The 25,592-nt window shown below is 73.5% G+C and carries 13 protein-coding genes; 10 read left to right on the top strand and 3 right to left on the bottom strand.

The annotated features are described in order from the left end of the window. Positions 1-67: 67 nt before the first annotated feature. Complete coding sequence (locus tag BMW85_RS05365) at positions 68-2,899, top strand: ATP-binding protein (protein WP_091077646.1); 2,832 nt, start codon at positions 68-70, stop codon at positions 2,897-2,899. On the opposite strand, the gene BMW85_RS05360 is transcribed toward BMW85_RS05365, so the two are convergent. Beyond that, a complete protein-coding gene (locus BMW85_RS05360; RefSeq protein ID WP_091077643.1) occupies positions 2,900-3,220 on the bottom strand; it encodes a P-loop NTPase family protein in 321 nt (106 codons plus the stop codon). Positions 3,221-3,250: 30 nt separating this feature from the next. Beyond that, complete coding sequence (locus tag BMW85_RS05355) at positions 3,251-3,889, bottom strand: TetR/AcrR family transcriptional regulator (protein WP_177240501.1); 639 nt, start codon at positions 3,887-3,889, stop codon at positions 3,251-3,253. A 61-nt stretch (positions 3,890-3,950) separates the two neighbouring features. On the opposite strand from BMW85_RS05355, the gene BMW85_RS05350 reads away from it, so the two are divergent. The 7 genes from BMW85_RS05350 to BMW85_RS05320 all read left to right on the top strand — a co-directional run bounded on the left by BMW85_RS05350 (position 3,951) and on the right by BMW85_RS05320 (position 11,904). Further along, positions 3,951-5,507: an MFS transporter gene (locus BMW85_RS05350; RefSeq protein WP_177240500.1), complete on the top strand. Its 1,557-nt coding sequence runs from the start codon at positions 3,951-3,953 to the stop codon at positions 5,505-5,507. Positions 5,508-5,659: 152 nt separating this feature from the next. Then, complete coding sequence (locus BMW85_RS05345; RefSeq protein ID WP_091077638.1) at positions 5,660-6,862, top strand: cytochrome P450 family protein; 1,203 nt, start codon at positions 5,660-5,662, stop codon at positions 6,860-6,862. After that, complete coding sequence (locus BMW85_RS05340; protein WP_091077636.1) at positions 6,862-8,115, top strand: activator-dependent family glycosyltransferase; 1,254 nt, start codon at positions 6,862-6,864, stop codon at positions 8,113-8,115. Before BMW85_RS05345 ends, BMW85_RS05340 begins: the two co-directional genes overlap by 1 nt. After that, entirely contained in the window at positions 8,108-9,061 is a 954-nt protein-coding gene (locus tag BMW85_RS05335) for a proline iminopeptidase-family hydrolase (protein ID WP_091077634.1), read from the top strand. Before BMW85_RS05340 ends, BMW85_RS05335 begins: the two co-directional genes overlap by 8 nt. Before the next feature lies 1 nt (position 9,062). Then, a complete protein-coding gene (locus BMW85_RS05330; protein WP_091077631.1) occupies positions 9,063-9,560 on the top strand; it encodes a cobalamin B12-binding domain-containing protein in 498 nt (165 codons plus the stop codon). Positions 9,561-9,591: 31 nt separating this feature from the next. Then, positions 9,592-10,860, top strand: coding sequence for a methylaspartate mutase (locus tag BMW85_RS05325; protein WP_245774637.1), 1,269 nt, complete (start codon positions 9,592-9,594; stop codon positions 10,858-10,860). Between the two features lie 39 nt (positions 10,861-10,899). Continuing rightward, positions 10,900-11,904: an ACP S-malonyltransferase gene (locus BMW85_RS05320; RefSeq protein ID WP_218155671.1), complete on the top strand. Its 1,005-nt coding sequence runs from the start codon at positions 10,900-10,902 to the stop codon at positions 11,902-11,904. A gap of 10 nt (positions 11,905-11,914) precedes the next feature. Here the strand turns inward: BMW85_RS05320 and BMW85_RS05315 are convergent, their stop codons facing one another. Continuing rightward, complete coding sequence (locus BMW85_RS05315; protein WP_091078882.1) at positions 11,915-12,160, bottom strand: acyl carrier protein; 246 nt, start codon at positions 12,158-12,160, stop codon at positions 11,915-11,917. A 42-nt stretch (positions 12,161-12,202) separates the two neighbouring features. Here BMW85_RS05315 and BMW85_RS05310 point away from each other — a divergent pair, with 42 nt between their 5' ends. Both BMW85_RS05310 and BMW85_RS05305 read left to right on the top strand, forming a co-directional pair. Beyond that, on the top strand, positions 12,203-13,756 hold the full coding sequence (locus BMW85_RS05310) for an AMP-binding protein (RefSeq protein WP_091077627.1): 1,554 nt from the start codon (positions 12,203-12,205) through the stop codon (positions 13,754-13,756). Positions 13,757-13,871: 115 nt separating this feature from the next. Further along, positions 13,872-25,583, top strand: a complete 11,712-nt coding sequence (locus tag BMW85_RS05305; RefSeq protein ID WP_091077624.1) for a type I polyketide synthase — start codon at positions 13,872-13,874, stop codon at positions 25,581-25,583. The last annotated feature ends 9 nt before the right edge of the window (positions 25,584-25,592 follow it).

Below are 25,592 nucleotides of genomic sequence, written 5' to 3'. Positions count from 1 at the left end.
TCCGCTGGAAAAAGAAAGTTACACATCGGGAAACGACGTCTAGGGTGGCTGGCTGGAGGCGTGGGCCATGCAGCTCATCGAACGTGCAGAGGCACTGGAAAACTTCCGTGACCTTATGGAGAAGGCGGCGGGCGGGACCGGCGGAGTCATGGTGATGACCGGTTTCGGCGCCATGGGTAAGAGTGCGTTACTGCAGACCTGCGCAAACGAGGCAGGCGCGGCCGGGTTCCTTCTGATGAAAAGCGCCGGGTCGCGTGCGGAACGAATGTTTCCCTTGGGGACTCTCGGACAGTTGTTTCGATCTGCCGAGCTGCCTCCGGAGTTGGCCGACGAAGTGGAGCAGACGCTCGCCCCGGAGCCGGTCAACGGGATCTCCGGGGTGCCTGACCCTGTGCTGATCGGACAGAATCTCACTAATGTCGCGGCACGGCTGTGCGGTGTTCTCGTGGAGCTCACCAAACGGCAGCCGATCCTGCTGTCCGTCGATGACGTGCACAACGCGGACGGCCCGAGCCTGCAGGCCCTGCTCTACATCCAGCGGCGGATGGCGAACGCGCCGCTGCTGCTGGCCGTGACCTCGCTGGCGCAGCGGCGTTCGGTGGACTCGCTGTTCAGCGCCGAGCTCACCGGGCGGCCCAACTGCGTGATAGCGCGGGTCGCCGGGTTGTCGCCGGCGGGGGTGGAGGAACTTCTCCGGGACACGGTGGGCACCGAGCCCGCCGCCCGGCTGGCACCGGAGTACCACCGGCTGAGCGGCGGGAACCCCTTGCTCCTGCACGCCATGGTGCAGGACTACTGGGACGTGGCGCAGGGCGGCTGGTCGCCGGAGGGCTCCCACCCGGGCGCCGGCCGCCATCTCCACCAGGCGGTCCTGTCCTGCCTGCACCGCTGGGACCCGCGGATCCTGGACACGGCCCGCGGCGTCGCCCTGCTCGGGCGCTCGGCCGGCACGGGCTCGGTGGCGCAACTGCTCGGCGTGAAGCCCGCCTACGTGCTCCCCGCGCTGGAGGCACTGGACGGGGCGGGGCTGCTGCGGGGAAGCCAGTTCCGGCATCCGACGATGCGCAGGGCCGTGCTCCGGGATCTGAGCCCGGACCGGCAGTCCGTGATGTACATGCGGGCGGCGCGCATCATGTATCAGCTCGGCGCCGAGCCGGGGGACATCGCCGACCACCTGCTGGCCTCCAGCCCGGCCACTCCGGCCGAGGCGGAGCCGTGGATGGTGGCGGTGCTGCGCGAGGCCGCCCAGGTGGCGCTCGTGCACGACGACCAGGACCGCGCGATCAGTTGCCTGGAGCTGGCCCGGCTCATCTGCGACGACGAAGCGGCGCGGGCGGCGATGCTGACCGAGCTGGCCCAGGCGAACTGGTGCCATCGGCCGGCCGGCGCGCTGCGCTTCCTGGCTCCGCTGGAGGACGCGTACGGGCGCGGTCAGCTCACGACCGCGGACTCCCGCGCTCTCAGCAGATATCTGCTGTGGCACGGCTGGACCCGCCGCGCGGCCGTCGTCTACGACTGGACGGCGCCCCCGTGCGACAGCCCGTCACGGGAGCACTCCCGGCTCTGTTTCACCCGGGAGTGGGTCCGGTTGATCTTCCCGGGCATGTTCGTCGGGGGCGAGGCGGACGGGCCGGTGGGCGAGGCCGGCCCGGCCGGCCGGGAGTTCTCGCTGAGCAACCTGCTGCTGGGCAAGGCCGAGGAGGACTTCGTCGGCGCCGCCCAGGAGTTGCTGGAAAGCTGCAACCTGGCCGAGTCGGAGCCGGAGGCGGTCTTCGTCGCGCTGCTCGCCCTGAGCCACACGGGCCGCTACCAGGAGGCGGTGCGGTGGTGCGAGCAACTCGGCACCGAGGGGGCGGCACGCGGGCTGCCACGGTGGACGGCGGCCCTCGCCGCGATCCGTTCGTGGCTGGCCGTGCAGCACGGCGAGCTGGGCGACGCCCGGCGGTACGCGCGGCAGGCCATGAGCGCGATGTCGCGGACGAGCTGGGGGGTGATCCTCGGGTTGCCGCTGATGGTGCTGCTGCGGGCCGCCGTCGCCATGGGAGATCTGGACGAGGCGGCGGAGATCATCAAGCGGGGGGTTCCCGGCGACATGTCGCGAACCACGCTGTGGCCGCTCTTCCTGCAGGCCAGAGGGGACTACTATCTCGCCACCAACCGCCCGCGGGCGGCGTTGAGCGACTTTCACGAGTGCGGTGAGCTGCTGCGCGAGTGGGACCTCGACATCCCCGCGCTCGCGGACTGGCGTTGCGCGATCGCCCGGACGTACCTGCAGATCGGCGCGGCCGAGGAGGCGCGGCAGAAGATCACGGAGCAGTTGTCCATACCCGGCGGCACCCATCCGCGGGTGCACGGCCGGGCGTTGCGGCTGCTTGCGTCGGTCACCGAGCTGCGGCAACGGCCGGCGAGGCTGCAGGAGGCCATGACGCTGCTGCAACGCTCCGGTGACCTGCTGGAGCTCGGCTGGGCGTACGCGGATCTCAGCTACGCCTACCAGGAGCTCGGCGACATCACCCGGGCGCGGTTGATGGCCCGGCGGGCCAAGCAGATCGCCAAGGCGTGCGAGGCCGGCCCGCTGTCCGCGCGGCTGCAGCCGCGCGACGAGGACGGCGGCGGCGACCTGGGCGAGGCGGCGGCGCTCAGCGACGCCGAGCGCCGCGTCGCCGCGCTGGCCGCGTTCGGCTACACCAACAGGGAGATCAGTGAGCGCCTGTTCATCACGGTCAGCACGGTGGAGCAGCACCTCACCCGGGTGTACCGGAAGCTCAACGTGAAGCGCCGCGCCGACCTGCCGACCGAGCTGTCCCTGGGCACGGGGCTGGGCGAGACGGACATGTCCCGTGTGGCGGGTCGCGGCGTGGGCCAGCCGAGGCGGGTGGTCGGGGGGACGGAGCGCTGATCACACGCTCATCCAGGACTTCGAGGAGTGGCCGGCGTCGCTCAGCAGCGTGTCGAACGCCAGCGGCTGCGGCTCCGGCAGAAGGGTGACCAGCAGGCTGATCTTCCTGATCATGTCCGGTGAGTATTCGCGCACCGGCGTGATCTCCGCCTCGGCCAGGTCCCAGGGGCCGAGCAGCTCTTCCGCGCGCTGCGCGGCCAGCACGGGATCGAGCCCGTACCAGAGGATGACCGAGGTCAGCAGGTCGCGGCCGGTCCAATGGTCCGGGATGTCGGAGTTGTCGACGAGGGTGGATGGCGCGGTGACCGACGAAAGAAGCATTTGGAACACAGGAGTCCCCCAAGAATCAACTCAACTGTTGTTCGCCAGAGATGCGGTGCCGAGTGCCTCACGTACGGGGTACGGATCGGTCCCGCGCCGATGGACCGGGGGTTGTCGGAGGAGCACGCGCAGCCCGTCGGTCAGGTCGGTCACGGACACCAGTTCGGGATTGATCAGCCATTGCGCCATCAGCCCTTGGAGCAGGGTGAGGTAGAGCCGGCCCACCGCGCGCGCGGACTCCTCGTCGAGCGCCTCGTCCGTGCCGAGCAGCTTGGCCAGTCCCTCAGGGGCGGCGGCCGACGCGAGCGCGATGCCGAGCCTCTCCCGCAGGTCCGGCGCGTGCTCGGCGATGGTGAGCGCCTCGAAGTTGGCCGCCAGCAGCGGGCGGTTGTTCTTGAAGCTGTCGACGATCTGCTGCCAGGTCTTCTCGAAGCCCACCAGCGGGTCCACCGCGTCGTTGTGGACGGTGATCTGCCACAGGTCGGTCCAGTCCTGGACCATCTCGATGAGTGCCTCGCGAAGCAGTGCCTCCTTGGAGCCGAAGTGATAGCCGATGGAGGCGAGGTTGGCCCCTGAGGCGGCGCTGATGTGGCGGGCGGTGGTGTGCGCGTAACCGCGCTCCACGATGCACCGCTTCGCGCCCTCAAGGAGTTGCTCTCGGTGTCCCATGATGACGATCATAGCACGTTTCATTCATACGTCCGTTCTGTACGCTTGTATGATTCTGGGCATGACGCAGATGAATCCCCCCATCGCGGGCCGTCGCGAATGGCTCGGTCTCGTCGTACTCACTCTCCCCGTGATCTTGCTGTCCAACTCGATCACGATCTTGTTCCTCGCCGTCCCCTGGATCACCGAAGGGCTCAGGCCGGGCGCCTCGGAACTCTTGTGGATCATGGACATCTACACGTTCGTGCTGGCCGGGCTGCTGATCCCGATGGGCGCGTTGGGCGACAGGATCGGCCGGCGGCGGGTGCTGCTGGGCGGCGCCGTGCTCTTCGGAATCGGCTCGGCCGCCGCCGCGTACGCCGGCACGCCCGAGTTGCTGATCGCCGCGCGGGCGCTGCTGGGCATCGGCGCCGCCACCCTCATGCCGTCCACGCTGGCGCTCATCCGCACGCTGTTCCAGGACCCCGGGCAGCGCAAGATGGCGGTGGGCATCTGGACCGCCGGCTCGTCGGGAGGCGTGGTCCTGGGGCCGCCGCTGGGCGGTTTCCTGCTGGAGTACTTCTGGTGGGGCTCCGTCTTCCTGCTCAACGTGCCGTTCATGCTGCTGCTGCTGGTCGCCGGGCCGATGGTGCTGCCGGAGTCCCGGGACCCCCGCAAGGGCCGCTTCGACCTGCTCGGCGTGGTGCTGTCGCTGGCCGCGATGCTGCCCCTGATCTACGGGCTGAAGCAGCTGGCCCTGGAGGGGCCGTCGATCCTGGCGTTCGCCGCGCTCATCGGGGGCGTCGGCTTCGGTGTGGCGCTGATGTACCAGCAGCGCCGGCGGGCCGACCCGATGATCGACATCGACCTCTTCCGCCGGCCGGTCTTCGCGACCGCGGTGGGAGGGTACGCGCTGGTCATGTTCGCCCTCACCGGCGGGACCTTCCTCGCCTCGCCGTACCTGCAGCAGGTGCTGATGCTGAGCCCGCTGCCCGCGGCGCTGTGGCAGATGCCCGCCGGGGTCGGGGTGATCGTCGCCGCGGTGGTCGCCGGCTACCTCGCGCAGCGGGCCAGACCCGGTCTGGTCTTCGCCGCCGGCCCCCTTCTCATGGCCGTCGGCCTGCTGGTCATGTCGCAGGTCCAGGTGAACTCCGGGCTGGCCGTGCTGGTGCCGGGGATGATCCTGGTGGGCGCGGGCACCGGGATCGTGGCCACGGTGGCGGTGGACATCGTGCTCGGCAGCGTGCCGCAGGAAAGGTCCGCGCGGGCCTCCGCCCTGTCGGAGACCAGCCTGGAGCTGGGGACCGCGATGGGCATCGCGCTCATGGGGCTGATCAGCACCGTCGTCTACAGCCGGACGCTGCTGGACACGATGCCGCAGGGGGTGCCGGAGACGGAGACCGCGGCGGCGTCCCAGACTCTCTCCGAGGCGCTCAGGATCGCCGCCGACCTGCCGGGGCAGCTGGGCGCCCAGCTCGCCGACGCGGCCCGGGCCGCGTTCACCCTCGGCATGCAGGTGCCGCTCTACCTGACCGCGGCGCTCATGCTGGCGCTGGCCGCCGTCGCGCTGGTCGCGCTGCGCCGCGCCGACATCAAGCACGCCGACAGCGAGGAGCCCGGCGTGTCCGAGGCGCACTGAGGCGCAGGTGCGCGGGCTCCCCCTGCCGGTCGCCCCGGCCCCCATACGTGGTTCGCCGGGCCGGGGCGAGGTCCATTAGGGGTTGATCTAGGGGGAATGTCCGCCTCTACCGTGGCGAGCGTCGATACGATCGCCGGCTAGGTGGAGGCAGCATGCCCGAAGGCGCCAACCCGGCAGCCGACTACGAGTTGGGACTGCGCCTGCTCAACGCCCGCGCCATGCAGCGGGTACTGGGCAGCATGGGCGACCCTTACGCCCTGGTCCTGCGCGGCGCCGACGATCCCTACCCCCTCTACGCCGCGATCCGTGAGCGGGGCCCGATCTACCACAGCACGACAGGAAGCCGGGTGACCGCGGACCCCGGCGTGATCGCCGAGGTTCTGGCGGACCCGCGATGGCGGATGGCGGGCCCGGACGGCTCGCCGGCCGCCGAGCAGCCGCTGCCCTTCTACGGCTACGGCACCCCGGGCGCCGAGGCCGACGAGCACGCGCGGCTGCGCCCCCACTGGCAGCCCCTGGTCGACCCGGAGACGCTGGCCGCCCACCGCAAGACCGTCGAGCGGGAGTGCCTGGCCCGCCTCGACCGGGCCGCCGGCGACGATCTCATGGCCGGCTACGCCTGGCCGGTGGCGACCGCCGCCACCGGCGCGCTGCTCGGGGTTCCCGCCGCCGCGCTGCCGCGCTACGCGGAGCTCTGCGCGGACGCCGAGGCGCTGCAGGACTCCCTGCTCGCCGCCCAGCCGCTGGCCCTGGTCCGCCGGATCGAGGACGCGGTGGCCGGGCTCGACGAGCTGTTCGGCGGGCTCTCGGAAACCAAGGAGAGCTCCGACCGGGCCGTACGGGTGCTGCTGTCCGTCGCCGCCGTCCCGGCCACCGCGCACCTGGTGGGCAACGCGGTCCACGCGCTGCTGGCCGAGCCCGGCGGATGGGCGGCGCTGTGCCGGGACCCGGACCTGGCGCCCGCGGCCGTCGCGGAGACCTTACGGTACGACCCGCCGGTGCAGGCGGAGATCCGGGTGGCCGCGGCCCCGGTCGAACTGGCCGGAGCGGAACTGCCGGCGGGCAGCCACCTGGTGATGATCACCGCGGCCGCGGGCCGGGACGAGACCCGGCACCCGGAGCCGGACCGCTTCCGCCTCGACCGGCAGGCCGAGCCGGAGCCGCTCACCTTCGCGGGCGGGCTCCACCATCTCCCCGCCGCCCTGTTGGCGCGCGCGCAGGCCGAGGTGGCGCTGCGGATCCTCGCCGAGGCGCGGCCGAACCTGCGGCCGTCCGGCACGCCGGTGTACCGGCGGCGCGCCCCCGTGGTGCGCGGCCCCGTCGAGCTGCCCGTGCTCGGGCTTGGAGAGACCTGATGCGTGTCCTGCTGACCTCGTTCGCCCTCGCCTCGCACTACAACTGCCTGGTGCCGCTCGGCTGGGCGCTGGCCGCCGCCGGACACGAGGTCCGGGTGGCCAGCCAGCCCTCGCTGACCGACGCGATCACCGCCTCGGGGCTGACCGCGGTCCCGGTCGGCACCGATCCGGAGCTTGAGGAGGTGCGGGAGCGGCCGGCCGCGGCCATGGGCCCGCCCCAGGTGCACGAGGACCGCGACGAGCCGGTCACCTGGGAGCAGGCTCTCGACTTCGACATGGTGATCGCGCCGCTGCTGCTGGCCGCCACCAACAACACGGAGATGGTGGACGAGCTGGTCGGCTTCGCCCGGAGCTGGCGCCCCGACCTCGTGATCTGGGAGCCGTTCACGCTGGCCGGCGCGATCGCGGCCGAGGCGTGCGGGGCGGTGCACGTCCGGGCGCTGTGGGGCCTCGACGTGCTGGGCAGCGCCCGCCGTACCTTGCTGGACCTGCGTGCGCGGCAGCCGCGGGCACACTGGGAGGACCCGGTGGCCGAGTGGCTGACGCTGACCCTGGCGCGCTTCTCCCGCCCCTTCACCGAGGAGGTGACCACGGGGCGGCTCACGATCGACACCACGATGCCGGCCAGCCTGCGGCTGCCGGTCGGGGTGCCGGTGGTGGGCATGCGGACGCTGCCGTACAACGGGCGCTCGGTGATGCCGGACTGGCTGGCCGAGCCTCCCGGCCGCCCCCGCGTCTGCTTCACGCTGGGCGGGACCGGCGGCGACTTCCTGCACGACTGGGCGCTCGGCCCGGCCGAGCTGGTGAGCGCGGTGGCCGAGCTGGACGTGGAGGTGGTGGCCACGCTCGACGCCGGCCAGCGCGCCCGTCTGGGCGAGGTGCCGGACAACGTACGCATCGTCGACTTCGTGCCGATGAACCTGCTGATGCCGACCTGTTCGGCGGTGGTGCACCACGGAGGGGCCGGCACGTTCAGCGCCGCGCTGCTCAACGGGGTGCCCCAGCTGATGGTGGCCAACACCTGGGACACCCCGGTGAAGGCCAAGCGGCTGGCCGACCAGGGCGCCGGCATCTACATCCCGCCGCCGAAGCTCGACGCCGCCGGCTTCCGTGACGCGGTGGCGGCGCTGATCCACGAGCCCGGCCCGCGGGCCGCCGCCGACCGGCTGCGTAAGGAGATGCTCGCGGAGCCCACGCCGGCGGAGCTCGTACCCCGGCTGGAACGCCTGGTCGCGGAGCACCACGGTGGCTGAGACGAGCCGGCGGCCGACCGCGAAGGGCACCGTGCCGTTCGGGGAGTACCGCACCTGGTATCGGGTGAGCGGTGACCTGTCCGGCGGGCGCCCGCCCCTGGTGGTGCTGCACGGCGGGCCGGGGAGCACGCACGACTACCTGCTGCCGCTGTCCGCGCTGAGCGACGCCGGCCACCCGGTGATCCTCTACGACCAGCTGGGCAACGGCGGCTCCACCCACCTGCCGGACAAGGGCGCGGACTTCTGGACCGTGCGGCTGTTCCTCGACGAGCTGGACAACCTGCTCCGACGGCTCGGCGTGGACGGCAACTACCTGATCTTCGGCCACTCCTGGGGCGGCATGCTCGGCGCCACGCACGCCGCGGCCCGCCCGCCCGGCCTGCGCGGGCTGGTCATCGCGAACTCACCGGCCTCGATGGCCACCTGGCGCGAGGAGATGGTACGGCTGCGCGCCACCCTCCCGCCCGAGGTGCAGGAGACGCTGACCCGCCACGAGACCGCGGGCACCACCGGCACCCGCGCCTACTTCGACGCCATGCGCGTCTTCTTCGACAGGTACGTGTGCCTGGTGGACCCCTGGCCCCGGGAGTACCAGGCGTCCTTCATGGAGATGCACAACAACCCGACCGTCTACTACACGATGAACGGGCCGACCGAGTTCCACGTCGTCGGCACGCTGCGCGACTGGTCGGTCGAGAAGCTGCTGCCGTCCATCGAGGTGCCGACCCTGATCATCTCCGGGCGGCACGACGAGGCGACACCCGAGACCGTCCGCCCGTTCGACGACCTCATCCCGGACTCCCGCTGGGAGATCCTCGAGAACTCCAGCCACCTCCCGCACCTGGAGGAACCCGACCGGTTCCGGGACGTGCTGCTGGCCTACCTCGCCACTGTTGACGGGACCCAACCGGGGACCCGCGCAAGCGACGCCGCGACAGGGAGTTGACATGCCCCGCGTACTACCCGACCTGAACCCGAGCCCGCGTACGGGCCGCCCGCGCGCCTTGGTGAGCGGAGTGGCCTCCGACTCGCACACCTGGAACCTGGTCTACCTGCAGCTGGTCTGCGAGGAGGAGGGCCTGGACGTGGTGAACCTGGGACCGTGCGTCCCTGACGACCTGCTGGTCACCGAGTGCGTGGACCAGCGCCCCGACCTCGTCGTGATCAGCACCGTCAACGGGCACGGCTACCGGGAGGGCCTGCGGGTCGTTCCGAAGCTGCGGGCCCGGCCGGAGCTGGCCGGCGTCCCGATCGTGATGGGCGGCCGCCTCGGGGTGACCGGGCGGCGGGAGGACGACCTCGCCGACGAGCTCACCGCGGCCGGCTGCGACCGGGTCTTCGACCGCGGCGGCCCGGAGGACATCGAGGAGTTCAGGACACTGGCCGCCACGGTGGCCTGGAAGGCGGACGACGCTGCGGCGCGGACGCCGGTCCAGTTCGGCTGAGTCCGCGATGGCCGCGGGATTCGGCGGTTTCGTGACCGACACCGCCGCGAGCGGCGAGCTGGTGGTGCAGCCCCGGATGGGGTTCGGCGACGTGGCGACCATGCGCATCGGGCTGCTCGCCACGAAACGTGCCCGGGCGGCCACCGCCGGCACGATCACCGTGGACAGCTACACCCGGGTGGGCGACCTGGACTCGGCCGCCGCGGCGCTCGCCTCCGGCGCCGCGCTCAACGGCTACCCCCTGGTCAGCCAGGGCGTCGCGGCCAACAAGGGGCTGCTGAACGGGGTGCGGGACGCCACCTTCCCCGTGCAGGTGCGGCACGGTTCGGCCAACCCCGTGAAGATCTTCGAGGCGTTGCTGGACGCCGGCCTGGACGCCACCGAGGGCGGGCCGGTCTCCTACTGCCTGCCGTACAGCCGGATCCCGCTGAGCCAGGCGGTCGACCACTGGGCCCGCGGCTGCGAGCTGCTGGCCACCCGCGGGCAGGAGGCGGGGAGGGAACCGCACCTGGAGACCTTCGGCGGGTGCGTGCTGGGCCAGCTCTGCCCGCCCGGCCAGCTCGTCGCGCTCAGCATCCTCGAAGGGCTCTTCTTCCAGGCGCACGGCCTGCGTGACATCTCGCTGAGCTACGCCCAGCAGACCAGCCCGGAGCAGGACGCCGAGGCGGTGCTCGCGCTGCGGGCGCTGGCCGAGGAGTTCCTCGCGGGCGTCCGGTGGCACGTGGTCGTGTACGCGTACATGGGGGTCTACCCCGAGACCCCGCACGGCGCGGCGTCGCTGCTGACCGCCGCCGCCGAGCTGGCCGTGCGCACCGGGGCGGAGCGGCTCATCGTCAAGACCGAGGCGGAGTCCCGTCGCATCCCCACGATCGAGGAGAACGTGGCCGCGCTGGAGCTCGCCGGCACGGCAGCGCGGGCGGCCCGGCCGGTGGCGCCGCCGCCGAGCCGTACCGACTCGCAGGTGTACGCCGAGGCGCGGCGGCTCGTCGAGGCCACCCTGGAGCTGCACCAGGACGTGGGCAGGGCGCTGCTGCGCGCGTTCAAGCGGGGTTACCTGGACATCCCCTACTGCGTCCACCCGGACAACAGGGGGGCGGCGCGCAGCCACATCGACGGCGACGGCGCGCTGCGCTGGGCGGACGTCGGGGCGCTGCCGCTGGACGGGCTGGTGGCCCGGCGCCGCTCCCACCCGGTCGGCTCGGCCGAGCTGCTGGACGCGCTCCACTACGTCCAGCGCAGGCACGACGGCCAGGAGCACGCGGATGGTGGGGGCAGGTCGGATCACGATGAGGGGTACTAGGGGTGGGGCCGGCCGGTCGGCCGCGGTTAGCGTGCCCTGGTGGACAACGCATCGAGTCACGAGATCGCGATGGTTTTTCCAGGGATGGGGCCTACCGGCTTCGCCGACATCGAGCGGTTCGCCACCGAGGTGCCGCTGGCGTGGCAGCTGTTCGCCGAGGCCGACGAGGCGCTCGGCTACCAGGTGCTCGACCGGTTCCGCCAGGCGGACGGCGACTACTCCGAGTACGCCCAGGTGGCCTTCCTGGTCACCTGCCTCGCTCTGGCCCAGTGGGCCGAGCGTGAGGCGCTGCCCGCCCGCCCGGGGCTGTGCACAGGACCGAGCTTCGGGGGCAAGGCGGTCGCCGCCTATGTGGGCTCGTTGAGCTTCGCCGACGCGGTGTGGATGACCGCCCGGCTGGCCCGGTGCGTGGCGGACTACTTCAGCAAGGAACACCGGAGCCTCGTCACCCACTCGTTCGTCCGGGTGGATCCAGGGGTGGTGGAGGAGCTGCTCGGCGAGCTGACCGCGCGGAACCGCGTGGCGGACGTGGCCTGCCGCGTGGACAGGGACTTCTTCATGGTCACGCTGTCGGCGGACGATCTGCCGGGGCTGGAGAAGGGGATCCGGGCCGCCGGCGGGCTGTCGCTCTACACGATGCGCCCGCCGATGCACTCCCCGGCCTTCGCCGGGCTGCGGCAACGCGCGGAGAAGGAGGTCCTGGACGAGCTGGAGTTCGCCGAGCCGCGGCTGCCGGTGATCTCCGACCACGACGGGTCGTTGCTGACCACCGCGGAGCAGGTGCGGAGCCTGCTCCTGGACGGCTTCGTCCGCCAGATGCACTGGCCGGGGACGGTCGAGGCGCTGCGCGCCAGGGGAGTGCGCACGGTCTGCGTGGCCGGGCCCGACGCCCTGTTCGGCCGGGTGCCGGCCACCGCACGGAACTTCGAGGTGGTGCCGGTCGGTCCGAAGCGGCCGCTGCTCGTCGCCGCGGCTCGCGATGCCGAGCCCCGCTCGTCGCGCGGCGTGGAGTCCGGTGCGGAGCGTGGCTCGGCGGCGGGGTGACCCGGCGGCCTCAGGAGGTTGGACGGGCCGCGCTGAGCGCCGCCCACAAAGCTCCCGGGGTGTTGAAGGTGTCCAGGACGAGTGCCTCCTCGTCGAACTGTACGGAGTAGTCGGATTCCAGCGCGCTCAACAGTTCGACCGCGCCCATGGAATCCAAGCCGAATTCCCGGAGGTTGGTGTCCGCGCTGAGCTCGTCGCCTGAAGACAGCAAGGGGAGGCGGTGCCGCAGCAGCGCCTCAAACTGTTTGTCCCACATGGCCTGCATTATGCCTCAATAACTCGCGCTGAGGAAAAGAAAATGGGCGAAGAAATTCACCGGAACCTCCACGGCCGATTTCTGGGCGGACTGGCCGCCGCGCCGCGCGGTGCGGCGCTGCGACTCGGCGACCGTACGGTCACCTTCGAGGAGCTGCACGAGCTCGCCCTCGTCTGGGCAGGGTCGCTGCTCCACGGCGGCGTCACCGGCCCCATAGGGGTGCTCGCGGAGAAGGGGACCACGGCCTACGCAGGGGTGCTCGCGGCGCTGTACGCCGGGGCGACCGTGGTGCCGCTGCACGTCGACTTCCCGCCCGACCGGACGGCGCGGATGATGGTGGCGGCCGGTGTCACCGCGCTGATCGCCGACGGGCGCGGCGCCGGCCTGCTGCCTGAACTGCGGGAACGCGGCTACCACGGGGCCGCGCTGCTGCCCGATGGCGGCGGCGAAGGGGGGATCCCGGTGTCGGCCGCGCACGCGCCGGCCGAACCGCTCGCGGTGCCGCCCGACGCCCCCGCCTACATCCTGTTCACCTCAGGCTCGACCGGCCGCCCCAAGGGCGTGGTGCTCACCCACGGCAACCTGCACCACTACTTCGGCGTGCTGGACGGACGCTACGACTTCAGCCCCGACGACGCCTTCTCGCAGACCTTCGACCTGACCTTCGACTGCGCGATCTTCGACCTGTTCTGCGCCTGGGGCGCGGGCGCCCCGGCGGTGCCGGTGCCCCCGCGCGGCCACGCCGACCTGCCCGCCTTCCTGGAGCGCCACCGGGTGACCGTGTGGTTCTCCACGCCCAGCGGCATCAGCCTGGCCCGCCGGCTCGGCTCCCTGCGCCCGGACACCCTGCCTGGCCTGCGGTGGAGCTTCTTCGCCGGCGAGGCGCTGCGCTGCCAGGACGTCGAGGACTGGACCCGCGCGGCGCCGTTCTCCACCGTCGAGAACCTGTACGGGCCGACCGAGCTGACCGTGACCATCACGGGTCACCGCTGGTCGCCGGAGGGCTCCCAGAAGCTCGCGGTCAACGGCGTCGTACCGATCGGCGCCGTGCACCCCGGACACCAGGTCCTGCTCGTCACCGAGGACGGCCGGCCGACCGAGGACGAGGAAGGGGAGCTGTGCGTCACCGGACCGCAGCTCACCCCCGGCTACCTGGACCCGGAGGACGGCGCGGGCCGCTTCCTGGAACACGCGGGGCACACCTGGTACCGCACCGGCGACCGGGTGCGGCGGCTCCCCGGGGACGAGCTGTGCTACCTGGGCCGACGGGACGCCCAGGTGCAGGTGCAGGGCTGGCGGGTGGAGCTGGCCGAGATCGAGCACGCCCTGCTGGCCGCCGGCGACGGGGTCGCCGAGGCGGCCGCGGTCGGGGTGGACGGCGCGGCCGGCACGGAGCTCGTGGTGTTCTACACCGGCGAGGCGCGCCCGCCGGTCGAGCTGGCCAACCGGCTGCGCCGTACGCTGCCGCACGGCATGGTGCCCAAGCGCTATCACCACCTCGACGAACTTCCGCTGAACGCCAACCGCAAGGTGGACAGAAAGGCGCTCACCGAGCGCGCAGGCGAACTGCTCCGCGCCGACAACAATTGGTCTTAGGGGGCTCGTAGGGGTTAGTCGGACTCCGAACATTTCGTAGTTTGGTGGCGCAACCGAAAGGGTGAGAACCATCGAGCCCGGTGAGCTCAACGCTCCTTCTATTCCTAGGTTGGTAATGGACAACGAAGAGAAACTTGTCAATTACCTGAAAAGGGCGACGGCGGATCTGCGGGAGTCCAAGCGGCGGTTGCAGGCCGCCGAGGACCGCCTGCGCGAGCTGGGCGCCGGACCGGACGGCGGGGTGCCGATCGCGATCGTCGGCATGGCCTGCCGCTACCCCGGCGGGGTGACCGCACCCGAGGACCTGTGGCGGTTGCTCACCGACGAGGTGGACGCGGTCACGCCCATGCCGGCCGCCGACCGCGGCTGGGACGTCGACGCGATCTACGACCCGGAGCGCGGCAAACCGGGCAAGACCTACACCCGCGAGGGCGGCTTCCTCCGCGACGTGGCCGACTTCGAGCCGGAGTTCTTCGGCATCGGCCCCAACGAGGCCACCGCCATGGATCCGCAGCAGCGGCTCCTGCTGGAGACCACCTGGGAGGCGGTGGAGCGCGCCGGGATCGACCCGACGGCGCTGCGCGGCAGTCGTACCGGGGTGTTCGTCGGCGTGATGTACGGCGACTACGGCTCGCGCAGCGACCGGATACCCCGCGGCGTGCAGGGCTTCATCGCCCACGGCAGCCACCACAGCGTGGCGTCCGGACGCATCTCCTACCTGTACGGCTTCGAGGGGCCCGCGGTCACCGTGGACACCGCCTGCTCGTCGTCGCTGGTGGCGCTGCACCTGGCGGCGCAGGCCCTGCGCGGCGGCGAGTGCGAGCTGGCCCTGGCCGGCGGCGCCACCGTGCTGTCCACCACCGAGCTGTTCGTCGACTCCGCCCGGCAGGGCGTGCTCTCCCCGGACGGCCGCTGCAAGTCGTTCGCCGACGCTGCCGACGGGGTCGGCTGGGGCGAAGGTGTCGGCCTGCTGCTGCTCGAACGGCTCTCCGACGCGCAACGGCTCGGGCACCCCGTGCTCGCCGTGATCCGCGGCTCCGCCGTGAACCAGGACGGCGCCAGCAGCGGCCTGACCGCGCCGAACGGCCCGTCCCAGGAGCGGGTGATCGGCGCCGCGCTGTCCGCGGCGAACCTGTCCCCGTCGGACGTCGACGTCGTGGAAGGCCACGGATCAGGGACCGGGCTGGGCGACCCCATCGAGGCGCAGGCGTTGCTCGCGACCTACGGGCAGGGCCGCGACCGGCCGGTGTGGCTGGGCTCGGTGAAGTCGAACATCGGCCACGCCCAGGCGGCGTCCGGCGCCGCCGGGGTCATCAAGATGGTCCTGGCGATGCGGCACGGCACGCTCCCCAAGACGCTGCACGTGGACGCGCCGAGCCAGGAAGTAGACTGGTCCGCCGGCGCCGTGGAGCTGCTGACCGAACCCCGGCCGTGGACCCGGAACGGCCACCCGCGCCGCGCCGGCGTCTCCGCGTTCGGGGTCAGCGGCACCAACGCCCACGTCATCCTCGAAGAGCCGCCGGGCGAAGCCGTCCCTGCGGAGTCCGCACCCCCTGACCGTACGGCCGGTGTGCTGCCGGTGGTCGTGTCGGCCAAGTCCGAGGCCGCGCTGCGCGCGCAGGCCGACCGGCTGGCCGGCTTCCTCGCCGAGCGCGGCGCCGGCGCCGACCCGGCGGACGTGGCGTGGGCGCTGACCCGGCGGGCGGCGCTGACGCATCGCGCCGCCCTGGTGGCCGACGACCGGGACGGCCTGCTCGCCGCGCTGCGCGGCCTGGCCGCGGGCGAGCCGTCGTCCGGCGTGACCGTCGAGACGGCCAGGACCGGACGGCTCGGCCTGGTGTTCTCCGGACAGGGCGCGCAACGGCTCGGCATGGGCCGCGGCCTGTACGCGCGCTTCGACGTGTTCGCGCGCGCCTTCGACGAGGCGGCCGAGCTCCTGACGGCCGAGCTGGGCACCTTCTCCGGCGGGTCGTCCGGGCTCGGACTGCGTGAGGTGCTGGCGCCCACGTCCCAGGACGAGGAGACGGCCGCTGCGCTGAACCAGACGGTGTTCGCGCAGGCCGGGCTGTTCGCGTTCGAGACGGCGCTGTTCCGGTTGCTGGAGTCGTTCGGGGTTCGGCCTGACTTCGTGGCCGGGCATTCGCTGGGTGAGATCACTGCTGCCCATGTGGCTGGGGTGCTGGATCTGGCGGACGCGTGCCGGTTGGTGGCCGCTCGTGGCCGGTTGATGCAGGCGTTGCCGGCCGGCGGTGCGATGGCCGCGATCGGTTGCGGCGAGGAAGAGATCGTCCCCGTGCTGCGTGGCGATGTCTCGGTGGCTGCGGTGAACGCGCCCGGTGCCGTGGTGGTGTCGGGTGCGGCCGATCAGGTCGCCGAGGTAGTGGAGTGGGCGCGGGAGCGTGGATACCGGACGCGGCCGTTGCGGGTGTCGCATGCGTTCCACTCGCCGTTGATGGAGCCGATGCTGGCCGAGTTCGGGCAGGTCGTGGCGGGGCTGACGTTGCGGCGGCCGGAGCTGGCGCTGGTGTCCAACGTCTCGGGCGAGCTGGCCGGTGACGAGGTCACCGAGCCCGGCTACTGGGTGGAGCACGTACGGCGGCCGGTGCGGTTCGCCGACGGCGTCCACGTCATGCGGCAGCGTGGGGTCACCCACTTCCTGGAGGTCGGCCCGGACGCGCAGCTCGCCCCCATGGTCGAGGAGATCCTCGCCGACGGCGGCCACGCGGGCCCCGTGGTGCCGCTGCTGCGCCGCGACCGCGACGAAGTGACGCACTTCGGCGCGGCGCTCGGCGCGGCCTGGGCCGGTGGCGTGGGCGTGGACTGGGCCCCCTGGTTCGCCGGTCGTGAGACCCCGCCCCGTCACGTCGGCCTGCCCACCTACGCGTTCCAGCGGCGCCGGTTCTGGCTGGAGGCCCACCGGTCGGGGGACGTGTCCGCGGTCGGCCAGGCGCCCGTCGAGCACCCGCTGCTCGCCGCCGCGGTGACCCACCCGGACGGCGCCGTCACCCTCACCGGGCAGCTGTCCCCGCGTACCCAGCCTTGGCTGGCCGACCACACGATGAACGGCACCGTGATCTTCCCGGGGACCGGCTTCGTGGAGCTGGCGATCCGCGCTGGCGACGAGGTGGACTGCGGCCGGCTGGACGAGCTCGTCCTGGAGACCCCGCTGGTCATCCCCACTGACACCGGGGAGACGGGCGGCTTGGCCGTACAGGTCGCCGTAGGGGCTCCCGACGATCGGGGCCGCCGTACCGTCGAGATCCACTCGACGGCCGGGGACGGCTGGATCCGGCACGCCCAGGGCACTTTGGCGCCCGCCACGGCCGACGGCACCGGCCTCACCGCGTGGCCACCCCCCGACGCGCAGTCTGTGGACGTCGACGGTTTCGACGACCGGCTGGCCGAGCGCGGCTACGAGTACGGCCCGGCGTTCCGCGCGGTGCGCGCCGCCTGGCGACGCGGCGACGAGTTCTACGCCGAGCTGGCGCTGCCGGAGGGCGTGGAGTCCGCCGGATACGGCGCGCACCCCGCGCTGCTGGACGCCGCGCTGCGGGTCGGCCTGTTGCCCGAGATGGACGCGGAGACGACCGAGGGGCGGCCGGTGGTCCCGTTCGCCTGGCGCGGCGTCGAGCTGCACGCCACCGGCGCCGCCGCGGCACGGGTACGGCTGCGCCCGGACGACACCGCCGGGGCGGGAGCCGTACGGCTGGACCTGGCCGACGCGACGGGAAGCCCCCTGGCCACCGTGACCTCGCTCGAATCCCGCCCGCTCGCCGCCGACCTCCCGACTGGCGCCGGGGCGGCGACCCGCCCGCTCTACGAGGTGGAGTGGCGGCCACTGGCCGCGCCGGAGGGGACATCCGCGCGGGACGCCGTCGCGGCGGCCGAAGTGTACGTGGCCGCCGCGGACGACACCGTGGCGGCGACGCCGGAGCGGGTACGCCACGGCGTGGCGGCCACGCTGGAGCGCGTACGGACCTGGCTGGCCGCCGAGCCCTCCGCCGAGGACACCCTGGTCGTCGCGACCAGAGGCGCCGTCGCGATCGGCGACACCGCGCCGGACGTGGCGCAGGCGGCGGTCTGGGGTCTGGTCCGGGCCGCCAGGGAAGAGAGCCAGGGACGGATCATCCTGGTCGATCTGGACCCCGAGCTGGACCCGGACCGCGCCGCGATCGACGAGGCCGCCACGGCCGCGTTGAGCGCGGGAGAGCCGGAGGCGGCCGTTCGCGCCGGCCGGTTCTGGGTGCCCCGTCTGGCCCGCCTCGACGGCAGCGGTGCGGCGCAGGACGCCCGCCGCCTCGTACGACGAGACGCCGACGACGCCGCCTGGCCTGCCGAGGGCACCACGCTGATCACCGGCGGAACCGGCGGCCTGGGCGCCCTGCTGGCCCGGCACCTGGTCACCGAGCACGGGGTGCGGCACCTGGTGCTGACCAGCCGCCGCGGCCTCGACGCGCCCGGCGCGGCCGAGCTGCGCGAGGAGCTGACCGGGCTGGGCGCCGAGGTGACGGTGGCCGCCTGCGACGTGGCCGACCGCGCCGCGCTCGCCGCGCTCCTGGACGAGGTCCCGCCCCAGCGGCCGCTCGTGGCCGTGGTGCACGCGGCCGGCGTGCTGGCCGACGGCACCATTCCTGCGCTCGACGAGGAGCGGGTGGCGCGGGTGCTGCGGCCCAAGGTGGACGCCGCGTGGCACCTGCACGAGTTGACCTGTGCTCACGAGCTGCGGGCGTTCGTGCTGTTCTCCTCGACGACCGGGCTGATGGACGCCGCGGGACAGGGCAACTACGCGGCGGCCAACGCCGCGCTGGACGCGCTCGCCGTACGGCGGGCCGCCGCCGGGCTCCCGGCGATCTCGGTGGCCTGGGGGGCGTGGGAGACGGAACACGGCATGGCCGGCCGCTTGGACGGCCGCCAGACCGCCCGGCTGGCCGCGTCCGGGATGCGACCGCTCACCGCCGAGGAGGGGCTGGCCCTGTTCGACGCGGCGCTGGCCGCGGGGCACCCCGCGCCGGTGGCCTGCCGGTTGGACCTCGCCGCGCTGCGCGGCCGGGACACGGAGCCGCCCTCGGTGCTGCGCGCGCTGGCCGGCCGCCGGCCGGCCCGTGCCGCCGCGGCCGGGCCCGGCTCGCTCGCCGACCGGCTGGACCGGCTGTCCCCGGCGGAGCGGCGTGAGCTGCTGCTGGGCGTGGTCCGCGCGGAGGCCGCCGGCGTCCTCGGGTACGACACGGCCGAGTCGGTGCCGGTGGACCGGGCCTTCCAGGAGCTGGGCTTCGACTCGCTGTCCGGCGTGGAACTGCGGAACAGGCTGGGCCGGCGGGTCGGCATGTCGCTGTCGGCGACGCTGGTCTTCGACCACCCGACCGTGACCGCGCTGGCGACCTTCCTGGCGGAACGGTCAGGAGAGAAGCCGGAGCCGGCGCCGGTGGCCCCGGCGGCGGCGCCCGCCGACACGACCGACCCCATCGCGATCGTGGGGCTCGCCTGCCGGTACCCGGGCGGCGTGGAGTCGCCGGAGGACCTCTGGCGGCTGCTCACCGAGGGCGGGGACGCGGTGGGCGAGTTCCCCGCCGACCGCGGCTGGGACCTCGGGTCGCTGTTCCACCCCGACCCCGCGCACGAGGGGACCTCGTACGCGAGGGAGGCCGCCTTCCTGTACGGCGCCGGCGACTTCGACCCGGACTTCTTCGGGATCAGCCCGCGCGAGGCGGCGGAGATGGACCCGCAGGAGCGGCAGTTCCTGGAGGTGTCCTGGACCGCGCTGGAGCGGGCCGGGATCGACCCGACGTCGCTGCGGGAGACCAGCGCCGGGGTGTTCGCCGGCGTGATGTACCACGACTACGTGCCCGCCGGCGCCGGCGGCGCCACGGTCTCCGGGCGCGTCTCCTACACCCTCGGCCTGCGCGGTCCCGCGCTCTCCGTGGACACCGCCTGCTCGTCCTCGCTGGTGGCGCTGCATCTGGCCGCCGACGCGCTGCGGCGCGGCGAATGCGACCTGGCGCTGGCGGGCGGGGTGACGGTGATGGCGACGCCGGGTGCGTTCGTCGAGTTCTCGCGGCAGCGGGGCCTGTCCGCCGACGGCCGATGCAAGGCGTTCGCCGAGGCGGCTGACGGGGTCGGCTGGGGCGAGGGCGTCGGCGTGCTGGTGGTGGAGCGGCTGTCGGACGCCCGGCGCCGTGGCCATCAGGTGCTGGCGGTGCTGCGCGGCAGCGCGGTCAACCAGGACGGGGCGTCCAACGGGCTGACCGCGCCTAATGGCCCCTCTCAGGAGCGGGTGATCGCTCAGGCGCTGGCGTCGGCGGGGATCCGTCCTGCGCAGGTGGACGTGGTCGAAGGACACGGCACCGGCACTTCGCTGGGCGATCCGATCGAGGCGCAGGCGTTGCTGGCGGCCTACGGTCAGGACCGGGAGTCGCCGTTGTGGCTGGGGTCGGTGAAGTCGAACTTGGGTCACACTCAGGCGGCGGCCGGGGTGGCCGGCATCATCAAGATGATCCTGGCGATGCGGCACGGCCTGTTGCCCAAGACGCTGCACGTGGACGCGCCCTCGTCGAAGGTGGACTGGACTGGCGGCGCGGTTCAACTGCTCACCGAGCCCCAGCCCTGGCCCCAGGTCGAGGGCCGGCCGCGCCGGGCGGGGGTGTCGTCGTTCGGCATCTCCGGCACCAACGCTCATGTGATCGTGGAAGAGCCGCCGGCTGAGGAGCCGTCGGCCGCGAGCGTGCCGGCCACGCTTCCGGTGCTGCTGTCGGCCAAGAGCGAGGCCGCGCTGCGGGCGCAAGCCGACCGGCTGGCCGGGTTCATGACCGAGCACGACGAGGCCGATCCGCTGGATGTGGCCGCCGAGCTCACCCGAAGGGCCGGTCTGCCGCGGCGCGCGGCCGTACTGGGCGAATCCCGGGATGCCACGGTGGCGGGGCTGCGTGCCCTGGCCGCCGGCGAGCAGGCCGCGGAGCTCGTCCGAGGTCTCGTGCACGACGGCGCCGACCAGCCGGTGTTCGTCTTCCCCGGGCAGGGTGGTCAGTGGCCCGGCATGGCGGTCGAACTGCTGGACTCCTCGCCCGAGTTCGCCGCCGCCCTGGAGCGCTGCGCCGCGGAGATCGAGGCGCTAGTGGACTGGCGGGTACGCGAGGCGCTGCGCGACGCCCGTATGCTCGAGCGGGTCGACGTGGTCCAGCCCGTGCTCTGGGCGGTTATGGTGGCGCTGGCGGAGACCTGGCGCGCGGCCGGGGTCGAACCGGCCGCCGTGGTCGGCCACTCCCAAGGAGAGATCGCCGCCGCCTGTGTGGCCGGGGCGCTGTCGCTGGGCGACGGGGCGCGGGTGGTGGTGACGCGCGCCCGCGCGGTCGCCGAGCGCCTGTCCGGCCAGAACGGCGGCATGATGTCGGTGGCGCTGCCCGCCGAACGGATGACCGAGCTGCTCGCCGAGTACGGCGACGCCGTGTCCGTGGCCGTGGTGAACGGGCCCGGTTCGGTGGCGCTGGCCGGCGACGGCGCGGCGCTGGACGCGCTGGAGGCCCGGCTGCGGGCGGAGGGCGTCCGCGTGAAGCGGCTGGCCGTGGACTACGCCTCGCACGGCGCGCAGGTGGAAGTGCTGCGCGAGCCGCTGCTGCGCGATCTCGCGGGGCTGCGCCCCCGGACCGCTCGGGTGCCCTTCTACTCGACGGTGGTCGCGGCCGAGCTGGACACCGCCGGGCTCGACGCCGAGTACTGGTACACGAACCTGCGAAGGACCGTACGGTTCGCGGAGACCACCCGGGCGCTGCTGGCCCGCGGTCGCCGGCTGTTCCTGGAGATGAGCCCCCATCCGATGCTCACTCCGGCGATCGAGGAGACCGCCGCCGCGGACGGCGTGGACGTGGCCGCGCTCGGCACGCTACGCCGCGACGAGGGCGGCCGGTTCACCACGGCGCTGGCCGAGGCGTGGCTGCGCGGAGTGCCGGTGGACTGGTCGAAGGTCCTGCCGGTCGCGCGGCGGCGCGCGGAGCTGCCCACCTACCCCTTCCAGCACGACAGGTACTGGAAGCCGGCCACCCCGGCCGGACCGGCGGGGCTGAGCGCCGCCGGTCTGGACTCCGCCGACCATCCGCTGCTCGCCGCGGTGCTGGACGAGCCGGACGGCGACGGGCTGGTCTTCTCCGGCCGGCTGTCCGTCGCGGGTCAGCCGTGGCTCGCCGACCACAAGGTGGCCGACCGGATCGTGGTGCCCGGCGCCGCGCTGGTGGAGATGGCGTTGCACGCCGCCGACCGGGCCGGCTGCGACCTGCTGGAGGAGCTGATCCTGGAACGCCCCCTGGTGCTGCCCGACGACGGCGCGACCAGGGTGCGGGTGGTGGTCGGCGCCGCCGGGGACGGCCACCGGCAGATCTCCGTGTACGCCGCACCGGCGTCGGCCGACCCGGCCGGCGGCGCGGCGACCACCGCGTGGACCCGGCACGCCACCGGCACCCTCGCGAAGACCTCCGACGCGGAGCCGCCCCCCATGCAGCCGCCCGGCTCGGCCTGGCCGCCGGCGGACGCGCGTCCGCTGGACGTCGGCGATCTGTACGAGACCATGGCCGCCGGCGGGTACGGCTACGGACCGGCGTTCCGCGGGCTGCGCCGTGCCTGGCGCCGCGGCGACGACATCTTCGCCGAGGTCGCCCTGCCCGAGCCGGTCGCCGGTGAGGCGGACGGGTTCGGGATCCATCCGGCGCTGCTGGACGCCGCGCTGCACACCGCCGGGCTCCTCGACGACGACTCCTCCGGCGCGCCCCGGCTGCCGTTCACCTGGCGCGGCGTACGGCTGCGCACCACGGGCGCCACGGCGGCCCGGGTACGGCTGCGCGGCGTCGCCAACCGGGACGGCGCCGACGACCCCGACCGTTTCGCCATCGAGCTGGCCGACTCCGCAGGGGCCCCGATGGCCTCCGTGGACGCCATGGTGGTGCGCGCGGTGACCGACGGGGAGCTGGCGCACGCGGCGGCGGCGACCGTCGCGCTGCCGCGGCTCACCTGGACACCGCTGCCCTCGGCGGCTGCGGTGTCCTCGCTTGCCGAGCCGCTCGTCAACGGCGCGGGATCGGCCAACGGAGCAGCCACGACCCCGGACCTCGAGATGTTCCACGTGCCCCGCGACGCCGGCGAGGACCCGGCCGCCGCCGCTCACGCGGCCACCGGGGCCACCCTGGCCGCGCTGCGCGGATGGCTGTCAGGCGACCGGCCGGACGGCGCCCGACTGGCCGTGGTGGTACGGCGCGCGGCGGCGGTCCTCCCAGGAGAGGACGCCGATCCCGCGCACGCGGCGGCCGCCGGCCTGGTACGTGCCGCGCAGGCGGAACACCCGGACCGGTTCGTCCTGCTCGACACCGACGAGCAGGACCCGGAGTGGGCGACGGTGCGGGCCGCGATCGAGGCGGGCGAACCGGAGCTGGCCCTGCGCGCCGGCACGGTTCACGCGCCGCGGCTGGTGCGGGACGCCGACACGCTCGTGCCCCCGGCCGGGCCGTGGCGGCTGGCCACCACCGGCAAGGGCACGCTGTCCAACCTCGCGCTGTTGCCGGCGCCGGAGGCGACCCGCCCGCTCGCGCCCACCGAGGTACGGCTGGCGCCCCGCGTCGCCGGGATCAACTTCCACGACCTGGTGGTCGCCCTCGACATGATCACGGAGGAGGACGACGGACTGATCGGCGAGGCCGCCGGGGTGGTTCTCGAGGTCGGCTCCGCCGTCACCGATCTGCGGCCGGGCGACCGGGTGACCGGCCTGGTCGACGGCGGCGCCGGCACCGTGGCGATCAGCGACCGGCGGCTGCTCGTCCCCATCCGGGACGACTGGTCGTTCACCGCGGCCGCCGTGCTGCCGATCGTCAACCTCACCGCCTACTACGGCCTGGTCGACCTGGCCGGCGTGAGTCCGGGTGACCGGGTGCTGGTCCACGCGGGAGCGGGCGGAGTCGGCCTGGCCGCGATCCAGCTCGCCCAGCACCTGGGCGCGGAGGTCTACGCGACCGCGTCGCCCGCCAAGTGGCCCGTGCTGCGCGCACTCGGCCTGGACGATGCCCACCTGGCCTCCTCCAGGGACCTCGGCTTCCGCGAGAAGTTCCTGGCCGCCACCGGCGGCGAGGGGATGGACGTGGTGCTCAACTCGCTGGCCAGGGAGTTCGTCGACGCCTCGCTGGAGCTGCTGCCGCGCGGCGGCCACTTCCTGGAGATGGGCAAGACGGACATCAGGCAGGCGGACGAGGTGGCCGACACCCATCCGGGGGTCGTCTACCGGGCGTACGACATGGTGGCCCAGTCACGCACCCAGCACCCGGAGGGCACCCCGGAGCGCGTACAGGAGATCCTCGCCGAGGTGGTGCGGCTGTACGAGAACGAGGTGCTACGGTCGTCCCCCGTCACCGTCTGGGACGCCCGGCGCGCCAAGGACGCCTTCCGTCACCTCCAGCAGGCACGCCACGTCGGCAAGCTCGCGCTGACCGTGCCTCGGGAGCTCGACCCGGACGGCACCGTACTGATCACCGGCGGCACCGGTGTCCTCGCCGGGCACGTCGCCCGCCACCTGGTGACCCGGTACGGCGCACGGCACCTGCTGCTGGTCACCAGGCGCGGCATCGACGCGCCCGGGGCCGCCGAGCTCCGCGACGAGCTGGACGGGTTGGGCGCCTCGACGCGGGTCGAGTCCTGCGACGTGTCCGACCGGGACGCCCTCGCCGCGCTGCTCGGCGGCATCCCGGCCGAGCATCCGCTGACCGGGGTGGTGCACGCGGCCGGCGTGCTCGACGACGCCACGATCGCCTCGCTCACCCCTGAACGGCTCGCGGCGGTGCTGCGTCCCAAGGCCGACAGCGCCTGGCACCTCCACGACCTGACCCGAGGGGACGACCTCGCCCTGTTCGTCATGTTCTCCTCGGCCGCCGGGCTGCTCGGCTCGCCCGGTCAGGGCAACTACGCCGCGGGGAACGCCTTCCTGGACGCGCTCGCCCAGCATCGGCGCCACCTCGGCCTGCCCGGGCACTCGCTGGCCTGGGGGCTGTGGGCGGAACGCAGCTCGATGACCGCCCACGTCGGCACGGGCGACTCGGCCCGGCTGGCCGGGAGCGGGCTGCGCGAGCTCGACACCGAGACCGGACTGAACCGCTTCGACGCCGCCGTCTCCGGGGACGCCCCGGTGGTGCTCGCCGCCGACGTGGACGCGGACGCGCTGTCCGGCCGGCCGGTGCCGCCGGTGCTGCGTGGCCTGGTGACCACGCCGGCCCGGCGACGGGCCGCGGCCGACACGCCCGCGGCGGAGGAGTCGCTGGCGGACAGGCTGACGGGGCTGCTGCCCGCCGAACAGCGCCGCATCCTCCTCGACCTGGTCCGCTCGCACGTCGCTGCGGTGCTCGGGCACGCCGGCGTCGACGCGATCGCGGCGGGGCGGGCCTTCGCCGAGCTGGGCTTCGACTCGCTGACCGCGGTGGAGCTGCGGAACCGGCTGGCCGACGCCGCCGGGCTGCGCCTCCCGGCGACGCTGGTCTTCGACCATCCCAACCCGGAGGCACTGGTGACGTTCCTCCTGGAGGAACTGGACCCGGAGCACGCCGACCCGGCGCGCGCCGTACTCGACGAACTCGAACGGCTGGAGGCCGCCATGGCCGAGCCGCTCGCCGACGCTCCGCCCGGACAGGCCGACGTGGAGGCGGTGGCGGCCCGGCTGGAGGCGCTGGCCCGCCGGTGGCGGGAGGCGCACCGCCGTACCGACGGCAACGGAGCCTCGCGCGACAGCGTGCGGGACCTCGCCGCGGCGACCGACGAGGAACTGTTCGCGATGCTGGACAGCGAGCTGGGCGGCCCGGACGGGACGTCCTGATCAACGGGG

This window comes from Nonomuraea wenchangensis, from assembly GCF_900111685.1.
GTDB classification, from domain to species: Bacteria; Actinomycetota; Actinomycetes; order Streptosporangiales; family Streptosporangiaceae; genus Nonomuraea; species Nonomuraea wenchangensis.
The sequence above is the reverse complement of the archived record's forward strand: the minus strand, read 5'-3'. Positions and strand labels throughout refer to the sequence as shown.